General features: G+C 71.1%; 15 protein-coding genes. 11 read left to right on the top strand and 4 right to left on the bottom strand.

All coding sequences use genetic code 11. From position 1 onward, the window contains the following. The first annotated feature begins 241 nt into the window (after positions 1–241). Together ABT352_RS25580 and ABT352_RS25575 are read left to right on the top strand one after the other, a co-directional pair. Positions 242–1,474, top strand: a complete 1,233-nt coding sequence (locus tag ABT352_RS25580; protein WP_350947452.1) for a bifunctional adenosylcobinamide kinase/adenosylcobinamide-phosphate guanylyltransferase — start codon at positions 242–244, stop codon at positions 1,472–1,474. A gap of 99 nt (positions 1,475–1,573) precedes the next feature. Further along, positions 1,574–2,527, top strand: a complete 954-nt coding sequence (locus ABT352_RS25575; RefSeq protein WP_350947451.1) for an adenosylcobinamide-GDP ribazoletransferase — start codon at positions 1,574–1,576, stop codon at positions 2,525–2,527. 143 nt (positions 2,528–2,670) lie between these two features. Here the strand turns inward: ABT352_RS25575 and ABT352_RS25570 are convergent, their stop codons facing one another. From ABT352_RS25570 to ABT352_RS25560, 3 genes are all read right to left on the bottom strand, one after another. Continuing rightward, on the bottom strand, positions 2,671–3,594 hold the full coding sequence (locus ABT352_RS25570; protein ID WP_350947450.1) for a CPBP family intramembrane glutamic endopeptidase: 924 nt from the start codon (positions 3,592–3,594) through the stop codon (positions 2,671–2,673). Positions 3,595–3,850: 256 nt separating this feature from the next. Next, the gene (locus ABT352_RS25565) at positions 3,851–4,846 is read right to left on the bottom strand and encodes a DUF1648 domain-containing protein (RefSeq protein ID WP_350947449.1); all 996 of its coding nucleotides are present in this window, start codon (positions 4,844–4,846) and stop codon (positions 3,851–3,853) included. 38 nt (positions 4,847–4,884) lie between these two features. Then, complete coding sequence (locus tag ABT352_RS25560; protein WP_350947448.1) at positions 4,885–5,232, bottom strand: GntR family transcriptional regulator; 348 nt, start codon at positions 5,230–5,232, stop codon at positions 4,885–4,887. Between the two features lie 90 nt (positions 5,233–5,322). Between ABT352_RS25560 and ABT352_RS25555 the strand changes: the two genes are divergently transcribed. Continuing rightward, positions 5,323–6,864 (top strand): leucyl aminopeptidase, encoded by a 1,542-nt coding sequence (locus ABT352_RS25555; RefSeq protein WP_350947447.1) that lies wholly within the window; start codon positions 5,323–5,325, stop codon positions 6,862–6,864. Between the two features lie 66 nt (positions 6,865–6,930). Here the strand turns inward: ABT352_RS25555 and ABT352_RS25550 are convergent, their stop codons facing one another. Further along, positions 6,931–7,062 carry a hypothetical protein gene (locus ABT352_RS25550; protein WP_350947446.1) on the bottom strand — a complete coding sequence of 44 codons (132 nt, stop codon included), beginning with the start codon at positions 7,060–7,062 and terminating at the stop codon, positions 6,931–6,933. An 11-nt stretch (positions 7,063–7,073) separates the two neighbouring features. Between ABT352_RS25550 and lpdA the strand changes: the two genes are divergently transcribed. From lpdA to ABT352_RS25510, 8 genes are all read left to right on the top strand, one after another. Next, entirely contained in the window at positions 7,074–8,453 is a 1,380-nt protein-coding gene (gene lpdA / locus ABT352_RS25545) for a dihydrolipoyl dehydrogenase (protein ID WP_350947445.1), read from the top strand. A 37-nt stretch (positions 8,454–8,490) separates the two neighbouring features. Then, positions 8,491–9,951 (top strand): 2-oxoglutarate dehydrogenase, E2 component, dihydrolipoamide succinyltransferase, encoded by a 1,461-nt coding sequence (sucB, locus tag ABT352_RS25540; protein WP_350947444.1) that lies wholly within the window; start codon positions 8,491–8,493, stop codon positions 9,949–9,951. 155 nt (positions 9,952–10,106) lie between these two features. After that, entirely contained in the window at positions 10,107–11,003 is an 897-nt protein-coding gene (locus ABT352_RS25535) for a TIGR01777 family oxidoreductase (RefSeq protein WP_350947443.1), read from the top strand. A 49-nt stretch (positions 11,004–11,052) separates the two neighbouring features. Next, positions 11,053–11,790: a Type 1 glutamine amidotransferase-like domain-containing protein gene (locus ABT352_RS25530; RefSeq protein ID WP_350947442.1), complete on the top strand. Its 738-nt coding sequence runs from the start codon at positions 11,053–11,055 to the stop codon at positions 11,788–11,790. Between the two features lie 28 nt (positions 11,791–11,818). Continuing rightward, positions 11,819–12,496, top strand: coding sequence for a lipoyl(octanoyl) transferase LipB (gene lipB, locus ABT352_RS25525; RefSeq protein WP_350947441.1), 678 nt, complete (start codon positions 11,819–11,821; stop codon positions 12,494–12,496). Between the two features lie 130 nt (positions 12,497–12,626). Next, positions 12,627–13,556, top strand: coding sequence for a lipoyl synthase (lipA, locus tag ABT352_RS25520; protein ID WP_350947440.1), 930 nt, complete (start codon positions 12,627–12,629; stop codon positions 13,554–13,556). Between the two features lie 199 nt (positions 13,557–13,755). Continuing rightward, complete coding sequence (locus tag ABT352_RS25515; RefSeq protein WP_350947439.1) at positions 13,756–14,436, top strand: DUF4191 domain-containing protein; 681 nt, start codon at positions 13,756–13,758, stop codon at positions 14,434–14,436. Next, on the top strand, positions 14,436–15,248 hold the full coding sequence (locus ABT352_RS25510) for a class I SAM-dependent methyltransferase (protein WP_350947438.1): 813 nt from the start codon (positions 14,436–14,438) through the stop codon (positions 15,246–15,248). The genes ABT352_RS25515 and ABT352_RS25510 overlap by 1 nt, the downstream gene beginning before the upstream one ends. The last annotated feature ends 11 nt before the right edge of the window (positions 15,249–15,259 follow it).

Below are 15,259 nucleotides of genomic sequence, written 5' to 3'. Positions count from 1 at the left end.
TCACGACCGAAGTCGGGGGCTTCCAGCTGAAGGCGGCACCCGAGGTCCAGGACACCGGAGTGTTCACCTGTCGGCGGCCGGCACCGGGTGCCTGCCGGACGGCTTACTCCCGCAAACCGATGAGAAACACGATGACCGCTCTTCACCGCCGGGACGTTCCCCCGGTACGCCGACCGCTTCCTCCCGGAGGCGAGGGCTCGCGGTTTCTCGACCAACCTTTCAACGCGACAGGAGACCGGGTGTGAAGGTTCTGATCTCCGGCACGGCGGGCCCTGGCGGGTGGCCGTCCCCGGACTGCGGGTGTGCCTCCTGCGCCCGTGTCACGCCGGGCCGTCGTGCCACCTCCGTGGTACTCGGCGTCTCGGCGCCGGCGGACGGCCCCCCGCCGCTCGACGGCTCCCCCTCGCCCGACGACCCGGCGGTGCCCGACACTTCTACGCTCTCCGACGGGCCGACCGCACCCGGCGGTTCGACGCCCCCCGGCGACTCGATGACACCCAACCGTTCGATGCCGCCCAACGGTCCCGTACGGCTGCCGCTGTCCGGCCCGCTCCCGCCCGGTTACCGCGTCTCGCCCGGTCCTGACGGCCTCACCGTCACCACCTCCGATGGCCGGCGCGTCCTCTGTGCCGCGTTCACCCATCCCTCGTACGGCGAGTCTCCACACGATGGGTCCTCATATGACGAGCGGGGTGAGCGGACGCTGGACCTGGTGCTGCTGGACATGCTGGACCGGCCGGAACGGCTCGGGGACCTGCGCCGGCGAGGTCTGGTCGGCGAGCGGACGCACGTGGTGGCCGTCGATGTCGACCACCGGGTGCCGACGGAGACGGAACTGACCCGGCGGGCCGCGCTGTGGGGGGTGCGCGTCGTACCGGACGGCACGGTCGTCGACACGAGCGAGCCCCCTCCCGCTCCGGCTCCCCCGCCCAGGAGAACCCTGCTGCTCGGGGGAAGCCGGTCGGGCAAGTCGGCGGAGGCCGAACTGCGACTGGCGGCCGAACCCGAGGTGCTCTACGTCGCGACCGGTCCGTCCGGCGACGGCGATCCCGAGTGGCTGCGCCGGGTCCGGGCGCATCGCGACCGAAGGCCCGCCCACTGGGACACCGCCGAGACCACCGGCCTGTCCGAGGTGCTGCGGTCCGCCGACACCCCGCTGCTGATCGACGGGCTCGGCACCTGGGTGGCCGCGGTCTTCGACGAGTGCGACGCCTGGCCGGGCGGAGCGGGCGGCGACACCCCCGGCGCCCTGGAGGCTGTCGCCGCCCGGTGCGACGACCTGGTGGCGGCCTGGAGGCAGACCCGCTCCAGGGTCGTCGCGGTCTCCGACGAGGTCGGTCTCGGCCTGGTGCCCGACACCGCCGGCGGGCGGATGTTCCGTGACACCCTCGGCCGCCTGAACCAGCGCCTCGCCCTGGAGTCGGAGGACGTCACCCTCGTCGTCTCCGGCCGTCTCCTCCCCCTCCCCCTCTGACCCCTCAGCTCTGCCCCCTCAAGCTCCCCGTGCCCCATCAAGAACGGTGAACGGATGCGGGCACCGCGCCGGGAGCCGCAAGAACTACGATCGTCGGTCATGTCCCAGCCCTCGCCCCCGCCCGAGGACGGCCCGTCCGGCTTCATCGACGGAGTGCGTCTCGCGATCGGCACTCTGAGCGTGTTCCCGGTCCGTCCCGGGGTGATCGACCGCCGGGCCGGAGGAATCGCGATGGCGGTGGCCCCGCTGGTGGGCGCGGCGATCGGGGCCTGCGGCGGGCTGGTGCTGGTGATCTCACTGTGGCTGGGGATGACGTCGCTTCCGGCGTCGGTGCTGGCCGTGGCGACCGTGGCACTGCTCACCCGGGGGCTGCACCTGGACGGGCTGGCCGACCTCGCCGACGGGCTGGGCAGCGCCAAACCCGCCGAGCGGGCGCTGGAGATCATGAAGCGGTCGGACATCGGCCCCTTCGGGGTGGTGACGCTGATCCTCGTCCTGCTGGTCCAGGTGGCGGCTCTGCAGGAGGCCATCACCTGGGCCGGGGCGGGCGCGGCCGCGATCATCCTGGTCGCGGCCTGCACCGCCGGACGACTCGCCCTCACCTGGGCCTGCCGCACGGGCATCCCCCCGGCACGCCCCGACGGACTCGGCGCGATGGTCGCGGGCACCGTGCGGCGGAGCGTCGCGGTGGTCGTGACCGCGCTGGTGCTCACGGGGACGACGGCGCTGGTCTATCTCCACGGCATCGGCGCCTTCAGCCCGTGGACTTCCGGGTCCTCCGGCGAATTCGGCTATTTCGCCTACGTGGACACCGCCTACGTGGAAGCCGGCGACCTGACGGGCATCACCGATGTGATTCCCGTGGCGGGCGTGGGGCGGTTTCTCGCCCCCTGGGGTCTCCCCCTCGCCATGCTCGTGGGGCTGCTGGCGGCCTGGGCCGTACGGCGCAGGGCCGTACGGCGGCTCGGCGGCGTCACCGGCGACGTGCTCGGCGCCCTCGTCGAGATCGCCACCGCGACGACCCTGCTGGCCTGCACGATCCTCACAAACTGACCGCCTTCCTGCCCGGACTTCTCCTGCCCGGACAAAGCGTGCCGCCGCTCTCGCCCCGTCCAGCGGATGCCGGCCGAACGGGGTCCCGTCCAGCGGATGCCGGCCGAACGAAGGAAGAGAGTGAGGCAACACTCGCCCGGCTCTCACGCGGCGACGGTGGCCGGGGCCGATCGCTCGACCGGACGGTACTTGAACAGCAGTGCCGAGACCACGGCCAGCAACACCGAGCCGACCAGACCCGTGATCCCCGCGAAGACGAACACCGGCGGGTCTGCCGCGTCACCGAGGATTATCGCCAGGCCCGCGGAGGCGTTCAGTGACCCGTGCCCGACGACCGCGGGCCAGACGCTTCCCGAATAGAGGCGGAGCCAGCTGAGCAGGGCTCCGAAGACCGTGCAGAAGACGATGAACATCGGTGCGGCCCACGCCCCCAGCTCGGGATAGTTGTATCCGCGCAGGGTGAGCGGGAAGTGCCAGAGCCCCCAGATCACTCCGGACACCAGCAGGGCCCGCCAGGTGCCGAGCGGCATCAGGCGCGGCAGCAGCCACCCTCGCCATCCCCACTCCTCGCCGAAGGCCGCGATCGAGTTGATCACCGGGGCGACCAGCACCATCGACACGATCTGCGCGATCACCAGGACTCCGACCTCCACCGGGGGCGACCCGCCCGGCGCGGCCGCCAGGCTCTGGCGGAACAGGCTGAACTCGCTCAGGTCGACGGAGAGCAGGCCGAGGGCGACGCTGAGCGCGGTCGCGACGACGACCAGCACGGGGACGCCGAACCAGGCGAGTGCGGCCAGTGCGAGCGTACGGCCCCGGCTCCCGCCCACCGACAGGCCGGTTCGCACGGCCCACTCACGCCTGGTGGTGACGTCTCCACGGCGCCTGTCACGCAGCCGGACGGCGAGGACTGCGAGCGTCGGGGTGAACATGATCGCCACCCCCATCGCCATGAACACGGGCGCGCCGGTCGAGGCGTCCATCAACCAGATGGGGAGGGCGAACAACCAGGACAGGCCGAACGCGACGAACAGGAACAACCACAGGTCAGGGAATCGGCGAAGCATGACACCACCTTCGGGGGCTTGAACGCGGGGGAACGGGAGGAGCGGAAAGCAGCGGAGACGACCGCAGGAGAGGGCCGGGACACCGCGGGGAGCGGGGACAAGAACGTGCGAAGGACGAAGCGGGATGGATGGACGGGGGGAGGACGGAGCAGCGGGCGAAGGCCAGAGGACACCCAGCGGACAGGACGTCAAATGACGAAGGTCAGGGGAGGTCGGAGAGGGTCGAAGAAGAGAAGACGGGACGAAGGGCAGGAGGTCAGCGGGTGGACGGCCCGGTGGCCGCCCGGTCCACGAGGGTGTTCAGCAGGGCGGCCCCGCTCTCCGCGTCGTCGATCGAGACGGCGAAGCGGCCACCGGAGACGTAACCCACCACAAGGCACTCCCCGCCGCGGATCATGACCGTCACGGCCCCTGGCAGGCCCCTGATGCCCCAGCCTCCGACGTCGGACGGGAACCGCCGCTCCGACCATGCCCGCTCCACCCGCTCGATCGGGATGTGCTTGCGGGGCAGGCGGAGCGGCCCGTAGAAGAGCACGACACCCTCCTCGGCGATCTGCACCCGCACCGAGCTGAAGGTCAGTGCCAGCAGACCCGCCAGGAACGTGATCGTCGCGGGGATCCACAGCGCGCTGTCGCCACCGATCAGGGCGAGCACGGCGAGCCCTCCTCCCACGGCCAGCACGGAGCCGCTGAGCGCGGTGAGAGGGCCGCTGCTCACGGAGGAGACCCACACCGCGCGCTGGCCGGGACGGAGCGGGACCCGCCGGGTGGGGACGGCGGACGGCTCAGGGCGCTCGTCGGGCCCAGGGCGGGCGGCGAGCGCGCCGAGCCAGCCGCCCAGCACCAGCCCCGCGACCGCGAGCAGCGCGCCCCACCCCAGGTCGTCGGCCTGCCTCCAATGAGGGGCGTCGAGGTTGGCCATCAGCGTGACGATCTGCAACCCCGGGAAGAACAGGCCGGCGCCTCCCAGCGCGGCGCCGAGCGCCATGCGGCTCGTCCTGCGCCTGAACATCGCGGCGTTGACGAACGCGAACCCCAGCGCACCGCCCGCGAGCAGCGTCCACAGGCCCACCTGGAACAGCAACGACACGAGGAACGGCATCGAGTTGTCGGGCGCGCCGGACGCCCCCCAGTGGGTGGCGACCGGATCGGGCAGCCGGTCCCGCAGCGCCAGCGGCGCCGCGATCAGCGCGACGGTTACCAGCCCGAACCAGGCGGTGGCGATGGACAGGAATCGGGCTCGCAGACCCACGTCGGCCCTCTCTTCTAAGGACCGGGCACCCGGCCCGGTCATGACAGTTCCCTGATGAGCTCGATGACGTCGTCGTGGCGGTAGCCGTACTGGACGGCCTCGTCGAGCAGGGAGCGCAGCTTCTCCTCGATGACGCTGCGCGGATTCGGTCGGCTGAGCACGGTCACGCCGCGGCCCCGGCGGAACTCCAGCACTCCCTCGTCGCGCAGGTCCCTCAGGGCGCGCAGCACCGTGTTGGCGTTGATACCCAGCGCGGCGGCCAGGTCGCGAGCCGGCGGGAGCCGGTCTCCCGGGGCGTACGACCCCTCGGCGACGGCACGCCTGATCGCCTCGGCGACCTGCTCGTGCAGGGGCCGGGGATCGTTCAGATCCAAGGTGAGCAACATGATGCTAGCGACATTAGCACCAACACATCCGATGGTGCCACCCCGAATAGCACCATCGAGGAACGTGATTCGTAGGATGAACCCTCGTTTATGCGTACCGCCCCAGCCCGACTAGCATCGGCATACGTGACCACTGTGCGGCTTACCCCAACTGACAACGGTGTCTCGTTCGACACCGACGCCTTGGTCGTCGGCGTCCACACCGGACCTGACGGCCTGCTTCCCGCTCCCGGGGCCGAGGGCCTCGACCAGGCGCTCGGTGGCAGACTCGCCGCCACGCTGGAGAGCGTGGGGGCCAAGGGTAAGCCCGGCGAGATCTCCAAGATCCCCACCTTCGGCGCGCTGACCGCGCCCCTGCTGGTCGTCGTCGGCCTGGGCGAGGCCCCCGACAACGGTGTGGGCTACGACGCCGAGGTCCTGCGCCGCGCGGCGGGCACCGCGGTCCGCGCCCTGGCCGGCACCGGCCGGGTGGCGCTCGCCCTGCCCGCCGCGAGCGCCGAGCACGCCGGCGCCGTCGCCCTGGGCGGGCTTCTCGGCGCCTACTCCTTCACCAAGTACCGCACCACCGCCGAGCAGGTCTCCCCGGTGTCGGAGCTGGCCGTGCTGACCGACGCCGAGGGGGCCCAGGCCGCGATCGAGCGCGCCGGCACCCTGGCCGAGTCGGTCTCCCTCGTCCGCGACCTGGTCAACACCCCGCCGTCGGGCCTGTGGCCGGCCCGCTTCGCCGAGATCGCCGAGCGGGTGGGCTCCGAGGCCGGCCTGTCGGTGGAGGTCCTGGACGAAAAAGCGCTCAAGGAGGGCGGTTACGGCGGCATCGTCGCCGTCGGCCAGGGATCGGCCAACCCTCCCCGGCTGGTCCGCCTCTCCTACAGCCACCCCGAGGCCGGCAAGAAGCTCGCGTACGTCGGCAAGGGCATCACCTTCGACTCGGGTGGCCTGTCGCTCAAGCCGACGGCCTCGATGGACTGGATGAAGTCGGACATGAGCGGCGCGGGCGCGGTCCTCGGCGCCCTCCTCGCGATCGCGAGGCTGGGCCTGAAGGTGAACGCGGTCGGCTACCTCTGCCTGGCGGAGAACATGCCGAGCGGCACCGCGCAGCGCCCCTCCGACGTGTTCACCAGCTTCGCGGGCAAGACCGTCGAGGTGCTCGACACCGACGCCGAGGGCCGTCTGGTCCTCATCGACGGCATCGCCCGCGCCGGGCAGGACGACCCCGATGTGATCGTCGACGTCGCCACGCTCACCGGCGCGCAGATCGTCGCGCTGGGCTGGCGGACGGCGGGCGTGATGGGCAACGACGACGACCTGCGCGCGGAGATCGTCGCGACGGCCGGCGAACAGGGCGAGGCCGTGTGGCCCATGCCCCTGCCCGAGGAGCTGCGCAAGGGCCTCGACTCCCCGGTCGCCGACATCGCCAACCTGCACCCCGAGCGTTTCGGCGGGATGCTGACGGCCGCCGTCTTCCTGCGGGAATTCGTGCCCGACGGGGTCCGTTGGGCACATATCGACATGGCCGGCCCTTCCTTCAACAAGGGCGAGGCCCACGGCTACACGCCGAAGGGCGGCACCGGGGCGATCACCCGGACCCTCGTCGGCCTGGCCGAGCGTTACGCGGGCGAGCCTTCGCGCTGACCGTCGACTCCGCGCGAGCGGGGTCACAAGCAACTCTGGACAAATGAAAAGATGCGGTTGCCGGGGTCAGGCCGAGGGCGGGCACCGGCGCGGCGCCGAGCCGGGTCCGGTGGCGGCGTGGATGCGATCGAGGATCCACGCGGCCACCCAGGGCACGACGAGGGGTGCGACCGTGAAGACGGTATTACGATCCGACAAGGAGCTTTCCTGTGGCTGATGGCAGCGGCCCCTACGACATCGTCGTCCTAGGTGGCGGTAGCGGCGGGTATGCCTGCGCTCTGCGGGCCGCCGAGCTGGGCAAGACGGTCGCGCTGATCGAGAAGGACAAGATCGGCGGTACGTGCCTGCATCGCGGGTGCATTCCCACCAAGGCGCTTCTGCACTCCGCGGAGGTCGCCGACGAGACTCGCGAAAGCGCGACCTACGGCGTCAAGGCCCGATTCGAGGGCATCGACGTGCCCGCGGTCCACGCGTTCAAGGACAAGATCGTCACGCGCGCCTGGAAGGGCGTGCAGGGCCTTCTCAAGAGCAAGGGCATCACGATCATCGAAGGTGAGGGCCGTCTCGCGGGCCCGAACCGGGTCGCGGTGGGCTCCGAGGTCTACGAGGGCCACAACATCGTGCTGGCGACCGGCTCCGCGCCCAGGTCCCTGCCGGGCCTGGAGATCGACGGCGAGCGGATCATCACCAGCGAGCACGCGCTCAGGCTCGACCGGGTGCCCACCTCGGTGGTCGTCCTGGGCGGCGGCGTCATCGGCGTGGAGTTCGCCAGCGTCTGGCGCTCCTTCGGCGCCGAGGTGACGATCGTCGAGGGACTGCCGCACCTGCTGCCCCTGGAGGAGGAGTCCAGCTCCAAGCTGCTGGAGCGCTCCTTCCGCCGCCGCGGCATCAAGCAGGAGCTGGGCGTCTTCTTCGAGGGCGTCAAGACCACCGACACCGGCGTGGTCGTCAGCCTGGCCAACGGCAAGACCCTCGACGCGGAGCTGCTGCTGGTCGCGGTCGGCCGCGGCGCGGTCTCCGCGGGCATGGGCTTCGAGGAGGCGGGCATCGCGATCGAGCGCGGCACCGTCACGGTGAACGAGTTCTGCCAGACCAGCGTGCCGGGCGTGTACGCGGTCGGCGACCTCATCCCGACCCTTCAGCTCGCGCACGCGGGCTTCGCCGAGGGCATCCTGGTGGCCGAGCACATCGCCGGTCTGAACCCCGTGCCGATCGACTACGACGGCGTTCCCCGGATCACCTACTCCGACCCCGAGGTCGCCTCGGTGGGCATCACCTCCGCCCAGGCCAGGGAGCGCGGTCACGAGATCGTCGAGATGACCTACGACCTCGCGGGCAACCCCAAGAGCCAGATCCTGCAGACGCAGGGCGCGGTCAAGATCATCGCGGAGAAGGACGGCCCGGTGCTCGGCGTGCACATGGTCGGCCGCCGCATCGGCGAGCTGGTGACCGAGGGACAGCTGATCTACAACTGGGAGGCCCTGCCCTCCGAGGTCGCGCAGCTCATCCACGCGCACCCCACCCAGTCCGAGGCCGTCGGCGAGGCGATGCTGGCGCTCGCCGGCAAGCCGCTCCACGTCCACAACTAACGCAAGCCCTCACTCGGAACGCGAGAGAAGACAACCTATGCCGAAGTCCGTACAGATGCCCCAGCTCGGTGAGAGCGTCACGGAGGGCACCGTCACCCGCTGGCTGAAGAAGGAGGGCGAGCGCGTCGAGGCCGACGAGCCCCTCCTCGAAGTCTCCACCGACAAGGTCGACACCGAGATTCCGTCCCCGGCCGCGGGCATCCTCACGAAGATCGTGGTGGCCGAGGACGAGACCGTCGAGGTCGGCGCCGAGCTCGCCGTCATCGACGAGAACGGCACCGAGGGCGCGGCCCCCGCGCAGGAGAAGGCCCCCGAGCCCGAGCCCGAGCCTGAGCCCGCCCCGCAGCAGCAGACGCAGCCGGCCTCCTCGATCCCGCAGCCCGCGCCGCAGCAGCAGCCCGCGCCACAGCAGCCGGCCCCCGCGCAGGCTCCGCAGCAGCAGGCTCCCCAGACCACCCAGCCCTCCCAGGCCGCGCCTCCGTCCCCGATCGCGGTGTCCGAGCCCGCCGCGCAGCCGTCGGGCGACAGCCCGTACGTCACCCCGCTGGTGCGCAAGCTCGCCGGCGAGCACGGCGTCGACCTCGACTCGCTCACCGGCACCGGTGTCGGCGGGCGCATCCGCAAGCAGGACGTCCTGGAGGCGGCCCGCGAGCAGCGCGAGCGGGCCAGTGCTGCCCAGCAGCAGCAGGCCCAGCCGCAGGCCGCCGCCCCGCAGGCCGCCGCCCAGCCGTCCGCGCCGCAGGCGCCGGAGCCGGTCGCGGTGGACACCACGCTGCGCGGGCGCACCGAGAAGATGTCGCGGCTCCGCCAGACCATCGCCAAGCGCATGGTCGAGTCGCTGCAGGTCTCGGCCCAGCTCACCAGCGTGGTCGAGGTCGACGTCACGAAGATCGCGCGGCTGCGCGAGCAGGCGAAGGCCGAGTTCCAGCGGCGCGAGGGCGTCAAGCTCACCTTCACGCCGTTCTTCGCCCTGGCCACGATCGAGGCACTCAAGCAGCACCCCAAGCTGAACGCCACGATCAACAGCGAGACCAACGAGGTCACGTACTTCGACACCGAGCACCTCGGTTTCGCGACCGACACCGAGCGCGGCCTGCTCGTCCCGGTGATCAAGGACGCCGGCGACCTCAACATCGCCGGGCTCGCCCGTAAGATCGCCGACCTCGCCGAGCGCACCCGCACCAACAAGGTGAGCCCGGACGAGATCACCGGCGGCACGTTCACGCTGACCAACACCGGCAGCCGTGGCGCGCTGTTCGACACGCCGATCCTCAACCAGCCGCAGGTCGGCATGCTGGGCACCGGTGCCGTCGTCAAGCGTCCCGTGGTGCTGGACACCCCTGAGGGCGAGGTCATCGCCGTCCGCTCGATGATGTACCTGGCGCTCAGCTACGACCACCGCCTGGTCGACGGCGCCGACGCCGCCCGCTTCCTGACGACGATCAAGCGTCGTCTCGAGGACGGCCGTTTCGAGAACCAGCTGGGCCTGCACGGCTAGTCACCCGTTCTCTCCTTCCGGGCCGGTCCGCGATCTCGCGGGCCGGCCCGGCTCGTTCTCCCCCGTCGGCGGACCGGCCGGGAGGCGGGGCGACGCGCATCCGGTGGGCGCCCGGTTTCCGAAGCCCTTGGGGGAGGTCGATTACATTGGACGACATGACGATCATCGTGACCGGGTCCTCCGGGCTGCTGGGAACGGCTCTGGTCGAGGCTCTGCGGGACGACGGCGCCCGGGTGGTCCGCCTGGTCAGGCGAGTGCCGGAAGGCGACGACGAGGCCTTCTGGAACCCCGCGAAGGGGGTCGTCGACCAGGCCGCGCTGGAGGGCGCGGAGGCGGTGATCCACCTCGCGGGGGCGGGCATCGGCGACCGGCGCTGGAGCGAGGACCACAAGCGCGAGCTGATCCGCAGCCGGGTCGAGGGGACCAGGACCCTGGCGGGCGCGCTCGCCGGTCTGGGGGCGAAGCCCGCGGCGCTGCTGTCCGGTTCGGCGATCGGCTTCTACGGCGACACCGGGGACGTGGCCGTGGACGAGACGGCGCCCGCGGGCGAGGGGTTCCTCGCCCAGGAGGTCGTGGTGCCGTGGGAGGCGGAGACCGCGCCCGCCGAGGAGGCGGGCATCCGGGTGGTGAGACTCCGTACCGGCCTGGTGCTGAGCGGCCGGGGTGGCGTGCTGTCGCGGATCCTTCCCGTCTTCAGGATGGGGCTGGGCGCCCCGCTGGGATCGGGGCGGCAGTACTGGTCGTGGATCTCCATCGACGACTGGGTCCTCGCCGTACAACACATCCTGAAAAATCCGGAGATCTCGGGACCGGTGAACGTGACGGCACCCGAGCCGGTCACCAACGCCGAGTTCACCAAGGCTCTCGGAGCGGCCCTGCACCGGCCCACGATGCCGCTCGCCGTGCCGGGGTTCGTGCTGCGCGCGGCCATCGGGGAGTTCGCCGAGGAGGGGGTGCTGACCGGTCAGCGGGTGCTCCCGCGGCGCCTGCTGGAGAGCGGCTACGCGTTCCGGCATACCCGTCTCGACGAGGCACTCGCCGCCGTAATCTGAAACCCCCGTTTTCAGCGTTCCGGTCGATGAAACCACTTGGGAGACAGACATGGGCAGCCCCGGGCAGTCGCACATCCTCGCGATCGGAGGCGGCTCGTTCCGCCTCTCCACGCGTCAGGGGACCATGGAGGCGAGCCCGCTGCTCAGATACGCCCTCGACCTCACCGGCCAGGACCGGCCCCGCCTGGGCCTGCTCGCCACCGCCACCGGCGACGACGCGGAGTGGCTGCTGCGGATGTACGGCGCCTTCGGCGCGTGGGACGCCGAGGTGAGCCACCTGAGCGTGTTCCCGATGCCCAACGTCGAGGACCCGCGCGAGTGGATGCTCAGCCAGGACATCATCTATGTCAGCGGCGGCAGCGTGGCCAACCTGGCGGCCCTGTGGCGGCTGCACGGCCTCGACGAGATCTTCGAGGAGGCTTGGCGGGCGGGCGTGGTCCTCGCGGGCCAGAGCGCCGGGGCGCTCTGCTGGCACGTGGGCGGCAACACCGACTCCTTCGGGCCGACGCTGCGGGTGTGGTCCGACGGCCTGGGCATGCTGCCCTACTCCTGCGGAGTCCACTACAACTCGGAGCCGCAGCGCCGGCGCCTGCTGCACGAGGCGGTGGCCTCCGGCGAACTGCCCGAGGGCTACGCGGCCGACGAGGGCGTCGCCCTGCACTACGTGGGCACCGAGTTCATCCAGGCCGTCAGCGTCCATCCGGACGCCTACGCCTACAAGGTGGAGCACGACGGGGCGGGTGGAGCCAAGGAGTTCCGCATCGAGCCTCGGCTTCTCACGTCTTAACCACGGGCGGGTCAACTACTCTTGAGGCGTGAGTGACCTGGCAGTCGTCCGTCTTGGCGTTGACTTCCCCTATGAGCAGGCGTGGGAGCTTCAGCGGCGCATCCACGCGCGCCGGGTGGCCGAGGAGATCCCCGACACCTGCCTGATGCTCGAACACGCGCCGGTCTACACGGCGGGCAAACGCACCGCGCCGCACGAGAGGCCCTCCGACGGCACCCCCGTCGTCGAGGTCGACCGGGGTGGGCGGATCACCTGGCACGGTCCCGGCCAGCTGGTCGGCTATCCGATCGTCAAGCTCGGCGGCTCCCTCGACGTGAACGCCTACGTGCGGCTCCTCGAGGAGACCCTGGTGCACGTCTGCGCCGACTTCGGGGTCCAGGCGGGCCGGGTGGAGGGGCGCGGTGGCGTCTGGGTGGCCGGCGACCCCTCGCACGGCCTGCCGGACAGGAAGGTCGGGGCGATCGGCATCCGGGTCTCCGGCGGCGTCACGATGCACGGGTTCGCGCTCAACTGCTCCAACGACCCGAGCTGGTACAACCGGATCGTCCCGTGCGGCATCGGCGACGCCGGGGTCTCCTCGCTGTCGGCCGAGACCGGCCGCCGGATCGTGGTCGACGAGGTCCTGCCGTACGCCGAGAAGCACCTGGCGGAGGCGCTCGGCGCGCAGGCCTTCGAGCTTTTCGAGGAAGACCTCTTCCGGCGCTGATCCGGGCGCCGCGCCCCGGGGCCGCCGCAGCTTACGGCGGGACATAAGCTGGTGAGGTGAGCGAGCGTGACGACATTTACAGCACCTCGATATGCACCACCTCGGTCCCTCGACCGACGAAGGAGCTCGCATGACCGTCGCCCCCGACGGGCGGAAACTCCTCCGCCTTGAGGTCCGCAACGCCGAGACCCCCATCGAGAAGAAGCCCGACTGGATCAAGACCAAGTTCAGGACGGGCCCGAACCACACCGAGCTCCGGGAGCTGGTCAAACGCGAAGGGCTGCACACGGTCTGTCAGGAGGCCGGGTGTCCCAACATCTCCGAGTGCTGGGAGGACCGCGAGGCCACCTTCCTCATCGGCGGTGACCAGTGCACCCGGCGGTGTGACTTCTGCCAGATCGATACCGGCAAGCCCAAGGCGTACGACACCGACGAACCGCGCCGCGTGGCCGACTCGGTGCGGCAGATGGGGCTCAACTACGCGACCGTGACCGGTGTCGCCCGCGACGACCTGCCCGACGGCGGCGCGTGGCTGTACGCCGAGACCGCGCGGCAGATCCACGCCCTCCTGCCCGGCTGCGGCGTCGAACTGCTCGTGCCCGACTTCAACGGCGACCAGGCCCAGCTGGAGGAGGTGTTCTCCTCCAGGCCCGAGGTGTTCGCGCACAACATCGAGACCGTGCCGCGGATCTTCAAGCGCATCCGGCCCGCGTTCCGCTACGACCGGTCCCTGGGAGTGATCACCAAGGCCCGCCAGGCCGGCCTGGTGACCAAGTCCAACCTGATCCTCGGCATGGGCGAGGAGCGCGAGGAGATCGTCCAGGCCATGCGCGACCTGCACGAGGCCGGGTGCGACCTGCTCACCGTGACCCAGTACCTCCGGCCCACCCCGCGCCACCACCCCGTCGAGCGCTGGGTGAAGCCCGAGGAGTTCGTGGAGCTCCAGAAGGAGGCGGAGGCGATCGGGTTCGCGGGGGTCCTCTCCGGGCCGCTGGTCCGCTCCTCCTACCGGGCGGGGCGCCTGTACAAGCAGGCCGTCGAGGCTCGCCAGCACGTCTGAGCCCTCTTCTGCCGGTCAGTGAAACCTGAAAGGACCCCGCTCGGGCCTTGGGTTCACGTGGTCGTCGCGACATCTCGATCCGAGGAGTCGCGACGACCCCTTGAAACCGTCGGCGAGCGGGGTCCTTCCGGTTTCACGAGTCGGCGTCCGGCAGATTACGTTTTCACTTCTTGACCCCTGGATTTGTATCCTTCAGAACATGGCCAAGAAGCCCGAAGACTCAGAGCGCCCGGGGCGCATCAAGCAGCTCCGCATGATCGCGAAGATCATCAAGGAGGCCAATCCCAAGGGGATGCCGATCGTCTACGCGTCGGCGCTGGGCACGCTCGCGCTGTGCGTGGTGATCGGCCTGGTCACGGGCTGGTTCTGGTATCTCCTCTTCATCGGGATCATGCTGGCCCTCACCGTCGGGCTGGTGGTGTTCGGCCAGCTCGCCCAGAGGGCCCAGTACTCCATGTTGCACGGGCAGGTCGGCGCCGCCGCCGCGATCCTGCAGGGCATGCGCGGCAACTGGGAGGTCACCCCCGCCGTCGCCGTCACCCGCGACCAGGACATCGTGCACCGCGTGGTCGGCTACCCCGGCATCATCCTGGTCTCCGAGGGGCCGGGCAGCCGTGTGCAGAAGATGCTGGTCGCCGAGAAGAAGCGCGTCCAGCGGGTCGCGCTGGACGTCCCGGTCTACGACATCCAGTCCGGTGACGGCGACGGGCAGGTTCCGCTCGCCAAGCTGCAGCGCCACCTGATGAAGCTGCCCCGCAACCTCAAGAAGCCCGCCCTGTACGAGATCAACAACCGGCTGAAGGCCCTCCCGCAGACACTGCCGATGCCCAAGGGCCCGCTGCCGCGCGGCGCGAAGATGCCCCGCCCGAAGATGCGCTGATGAGCCTCGCCGGGTTGGGGCGCCACCGGGTGGACGCCGCGGCCACCTCCCGGGCCAACCGTGGCTGGTGGGACGCCTCCGCCGACGAATACCAGGCGGAGCACGGGGAGTTCCTGCGCGACTCGGGGTTCGTCTGGGGCCCCGAGGGCCTGGACGAGGCCGACGCCCGCCTGCTGGGCGACGTCGCGGGCAAGGACGTGCTGGAGATCGGCTGCGGCGCCGGACAGTGCGGGCGCTGGCTGGCCGGGCAGGGCGCCAGGGTGGCCGCCTTCGACCTGTCCTTCAGGCAACTGCAGCACTCCGGCCGGATCGACCTGGACGCCGGGTCGGCGCTGCCGGTGGTCCAGGCGGACGCCGAGGTCCTGCCCTTCGCCGACCGGACGTTCGACCTGGCCTGCTCGGCGTACGGCGCGCTGCCCTTCGTGGCGGACGCCGGGGCCGTGCTGGCCGAGGTCCACCGGGTGCTGCGCCCCGGGGGCCTGCTGGTCTTCTCGGTGAGCCATCCGATCCGCTGGGCCTTCCCCGACGACCCCGGCCCCGCCGGGCTCACCTCCGACCGCTCCTACTTCGACCGTTCCGCGTACGTGGAGATCGGCGAGGACGGGCGGCCCTCCTACGTCGAGCACCACCGCACGATGGCCGACTGGGTCGGGCTCATCACCGCCTCAGGGCTGGCGCTGCGAGGGCTGGTCGAGCCCGAGTGGCCGCCGGGTCACGACCGCGAGTGGGGTGGCTGGAGTCCGCTGCGCGGCCGCCACCTGCCCGGCACCGCGATCTTCACCTGCGCACGCCAGGCGCGCCATCCCGCCTGAACAGCCGGTGG

The sequence above is a fragment of the Streptosporangium sp. NPDC000563 genome, assembly GCF_040299985.1.
Classification (GTDB): domain Bacteria; phylum Actinomycetota; class Actinomycetes; order Streptosporangiales; family Streptosporangiaceae; genus Streptosporangium.
The sequence above is the reverse complement of the archived record's forward strand: the minus strand, read 5'-3'. Positions and strand labels throughout refer to the sequence as shown.